Genomic DNA, 3964 nt, shown 5'->3' on the forward strand with positions numbered 1-3964 from the left:
GGGTCGGCGTCAACGACAGCTTCTTCGACCTGGGCGGCAGCTCACTGGTGGCGATCCAGCTGATCTCCGGCGTCAACACCGCGCTGGGCAGTTCGCTGACCGTGGCCCAGCTCTACGAGGCGTCGACGGTCTCCAAGTTGGCGGCGCTGGTCGACAACTCCGGCGCCGATCCCGAGCAGGACGTCCGGTCCGCCCTGGACGAGGTGCGCAGCAGGGCTTCCTCGCGCCGACAGCAGCAGCAGAACCGCATGGCGGCCCGCGCGCGAGGGCGGCGGCCGTGAACCGAAGGGAGACGACGATGCCGGCAGAGGACCTCCTGGCGCGGCTGCGGGCAGCCGACGTCCGGGTCTGGGAGGACGGCGGGGTGCTGCGGTACAGCGCGCCCCCCGGGGCCTTCACACCGGAGCTGCGGCACGAGGTGTTCCGCCGGAAGGCCGAACTCCTGGTCCTGCTGCGGAAGCTGACGAACAGCGTGGAGCCGTCGGCACCCTCGGGCGGCCCGCAGCCGGGGCCCGCGGCCACCGGGCCGCGCCCATCGGGCGTGACACCCCGGCTGCACCGGGCGGTCGAGGAGTTCCGCCTCCGGCTGCAGCGCTGCGGGCTGCCGATGTTCCTCGCCGCCCACGGCGCCAGCGGCACCCGGGACGCGGACCTCGCGGCGGCGAGCCCGGAGCTGGGCGGGCGGCTGGCGACGGCCCTCGACCTGCTGGTGCTCTCGCGCTGGGTCCCGGCGGCCGACGCCGCGGCCGTGGTACCACCGGAGCTCGTGGAGCACCTGGTCGCGGAGGGGCTCGCCGAGACCGACCGGGACGGCCTGCGGCTGCCGGCGCTGCGCCTGGTGGAGCACCACGGACAGCTGGTGTTCGTCCACGCGGTGAGCTGGGCCGAGGTTCCGTGCTTCGGCTACTACGGTCCGGACAGCGCGGGCCTCGGTCGACTGCTGCTGGGCGCGCGCGGGCGCTGCCTGGACCTCTTCGCCTCCACCGGCGCCCAAGCCCTGGTGATGGCGGGCACCGCACGCGAGGTGGTGCTGGTGGAGGCCGACACCGGGATGGCCCCGGTGACCGAGCTCAACCTGCTGCTCGCCGACCGTTTCGACACGGCCGAGCTGATCTGGGGCGACGCCCTGAAGGTGGATCTGGGCGAGCCGTTCGACACGGTGTCCGTCAACGCCCCGATGATGCCCTCCTTCGGGCTGGACCTGCCCTGGCGGGCCGACGGCGGGCCGGACGGCTGCCGGATCCTGGAGGCGGGGCTGCGCCGCGTCCCGCTCGCCCCTCACGGACAGGTCTTCGCCGACGCGTGGCTGATCGGCAGTGTGGCACACGGCCCCTCGGTGGCCTGGTTGGAGCGGCTGGCGCGGGAGCGGTCGTGGTCGGTGACGGTCGTCCCGACCGGCTCCACCCGGCTCGAACCCGGCCACCTGGACGCCTGGGCGATGGCCGAGACCTTCGTCGGCTACGGCGCCGGGGGTTCCCCGCAGTCCGTGCACGACGAGCTTACGGCGCTCTGGCGCGGTACCGGGGTGGACCGTTCGTTCGCCTGCCTGGTGCACGCCCGCCCCTCGGACGAACCGGGTGTCACGGTGCTCCCCGGAGCGGCGGACGGGCCGGGATGGCGGCTGTGAACGGGCCGATCGCCTCCGTCGGCCCGTCGTCCGACACACCGACTCGCAGACAACCACGGGAAGTGACGTCATGAGCGACCCCGCGGCTCCCGACGGGAGCGCGCAGACCCTGCCGGACCTGTTCTCCGCCCAGGCGGCCAGGACGCCCGCCGCCGTCGCGCTCGTCACCGGCGACGTCACCCTGACCTACGCGGAACTCGACGCCCGGACCGAGCGCCTGGCCCTCGCGCTGGCCGCCAAGGGCGTCGGCCCGGAGAGCGTGGTGGCCGTCTCGGCGGAGCGCTCGGTGGAGCTCGTCGTCGCCCTGCACGCGGTGCACCGGGCCGGCGCGGCCTACCTTCCGCTGGACCCGAACGGCCCGGCCGGACGCACCCGGCGGATGCTGGAGGACGCCGCACCGCTGCTGGTGCTCTCCGCCGACGACGTGCAGCGGCTGTCCCACGCCGACGCGCCCGGGGCCGGCGGCGCGCCGCTGCCCGCCCCGCACCCGTCGAACACCGCCTACGTCATCTTCACCTCGGGCTCGACCGGCCGCCCCAAGGGGGTCGCCGTCCCGCACGAGGCGATCGTGAACCGGCTGCGCTGGATGCAGTCCGAGTACCCGCTCGGCCCCGACGACCGGGTGCTGCAGAAGACCCCGGCCGGCTTCGACGTGTCGGTGTGGGAGTTCTTCTGGCCGCTGGCCGTCGGTGCCGCCCTGGTGCTGGCCGAGCCGGACGGCCACCGCGACCCCACCCACCTGGCGCGGCTGATCCGGGCCGAGCGGATCACCACCGTCCACTTCGTGCCCTCGATGCTGCGCGTGTTCCTGGAGGAGCCGGGCGCGGCCGACTGCACGACACTACGCCGTGTCTTCGCCAGCGGCGAGGCGCTCTCGGGCGAGCTGCGCGAACGCTTCTTCCGGGTGCTGGGAGCGGAGCTGCACAACCTCTACGGCCCCACCGAGGCCGCCGTGGACGTGTCGTACCGGGCGTGCTCGCCGCAGGACGCGCCCGGGCCGGTCCCGATCGGCGCGCCGGTGCGGAACACCCGGCTGGCGGTCCTGGACGGGCGGCTGCGGAAGGCGGCCCCCGGGGAGGTCGGGGAGCTGTACGTCTCGGGCGTGCAGCTCGCCCGGGGCTACCTGGGGCGGCCGGGCCTGACCGCCGAGCGCTTCGTCGCCGACCCGTACGGCCCGCCCGGCAGCCGGATGTACCGTACCGGCGACCTCGCCCGGCAGGACGCCGATGGCGTCCTGCACTACGCCGGCCGGGTCGACCATCAGGTCAAGGTCGGCGGGGTGCGGATCGAACCCGGCGAGGTGGAGGCCGTGCTGGCGTCCCACCCGGCCGTCGCCGAGGCCGTGGTGAGCACCGCGCCGGACGGGTCGGGCGGCACCCGGCTGCTCGCCCACCTGGTGCCGGACCGGACGGCCGCCGGGCCGCTGCGCGAGCTGTGCCGGCTGGAGGCCTCGGGCGCGCTCGACGGCGAGGACCTGCAGGTGCTGCCCAACGGGATGGCCGTGGTCGCGGCCGGCCGGGCCGAGGCGGACTTCCTGTACCGCGAGATCTTCGAGGGGCGCGAGTACCTGAGCCACGGCATCGTGCTGCCGGACGAGGGCGCGTGCGTGCTCGACGTCGGCGCCCACATCGGCATGTTCGCGCTCGCGGTCGCGCGCTCCAGCCCCGGGAGCACCGTCCACTCCTTCGAGCCGATCCCCGAGGTGTTCCGCCGCCTCGAACTCAACACCCGCATTCACGGGGTCGACGCCCGGCTGCACCCGTACGGCCTCGCCGACCGCGCCGGCCGGGCCGTCTTCACCTACTACCCGCAGCTGTCCGTGATGTCGGGGCGGCACGGCGAGCCCGCCGAGGAACGCGCCGTCCTGGAGGCCTTCCTGCGCAACGAGTCGCCGGACGGCGAGGCGCTCGGGCCCGAGGCCGCGGGCGACCTGGACGCGCTGATCCGCGAGCGGCTGCGGCACGTCGAGGTGGCCTGCGAACTGCGTACGCTCTCGGACGTGATCGACGAGCACGCCATCGAGCGGATCGACCTGTTGAAGATCGACGCGGAGAAGAGCGAGCGGGAGGTCCTGCTCGGGCTCCGGGACGAGCACTGGCCGCGGGTGCACCGGCTCGTCGTCGAGGCCCACGACCTGCCGGGGCAGGTCGAGTGGATCGAACGGCTGCTGCGGGAGCGGGGCTTCCACGTCACGGTCGACGGCCAGCGGATGCTCGCGGACACCGGGCTGGTCACCGTCTACGCGGTGCACCGCGACCTGCCGCCGGCCGGCGGCCGGCCGGCCGGAGTTCGGCAGAGCGTCGGGGGGGGACAGAGTGTGACAGCACTGGGGTTGAT

General features: G+C 74.6%; 2 protein-coding genes and 1 pseudogene. All 3 read left to right on the forward strand.

Annotated elements, in window-relative coordinates:
* The coding region (locus ABZ885_RS37085) for a phosphopantetheine-binding protein (RefSeq protein ID WP_360198974.1) at positions 1 to 281 on the forward strand (281 nt) is incomplete at its 5' end.
* A gap of 17 nt (positions 282 to 298) precedes the next feature.
* Positions 299 to 1627 carry a hypothetical protein gene (locus ABZ885_RS37090; protein ID WP_360198976.1) on the forward strand — a complete coding sequence of 443 codons (1329 nt, stop codon included), beginning with the start codon at positions 299 to 301 and terminating at the stop codon, positions 1625 to 1627.
* 106 nt (positions 1628 to 1733) lie between these two features.
* Positions 1734 to 3964: pseudogene (locus tag ABZ885_RS37095) on the forward strand (amino acid adenylation domain-containing protein); the annotation flags it as partial.

Source organism: Kitasatospora sp. NPDC047058, from assembly GCF_040643935.1.
In the GTDB taxonomy this organism is placed as follows: Bacteria; Actinomycetota; Actinomycetes; order Streptomycetales; family Streptomycetaceae; genus Kitasatospora.

Excerpts from the sequence above, each read along its gene's own strand:
- ABZ885_RS37090 (WP_360198976.1), top strand. The coding sequence starts at position 299 with ATGCCGGCAGAGGACCTCCTGGCGCGGCTGCGGGCAGCCGACGTCCGG.